General features: G+C 51.4%; 1 protein-coding gene. It reads right to left on the minus strand.

Features of this window, described 5'->3' with window-relative positions:
- Positions 1–259, minus strand: a 259-nt coding sequence (locus PPOP_RS20565) for a transposase (protein WP_148277909.1), incomplete at both ends; no start/stop codon positions are given.

The raw sequence follows: 259 nt of genomic DNA on the forward strand, positions 1-259 counted from the left end.
ACCATGATGTAATCAGGATGCGTCAATTGTTCACTTACAGGTCCGTCATGCTGAGAGCCTACGGTCTCTACGACACGGAGAGGCTGGCTGTCGTTTGCCCGTAGAGCCACATGACATTTAATCCCTGCCCGTTCTCCGTGGTAAGGGGCCCATGGCAGACGAGTTTTCCCTACCGTAACCGTGGTGGAATCGATGAGCAGCAATTCTTTTGGAATCGAAAGTTTACGTCGGGTCTCCCGGTTACATTTACAGACCATGA

It is taken from the genome of Paenibacillus popilliae ATCC 14706 (assembly GCF_000315235.1).
GTDB classification, from domain to species: domain Bacteria; phylum Bacillota; class Bacilli; order Paenibacillales; family Paenibacillaceae; genus Paenibacillus_B; species Paenibacillus_B popilliae.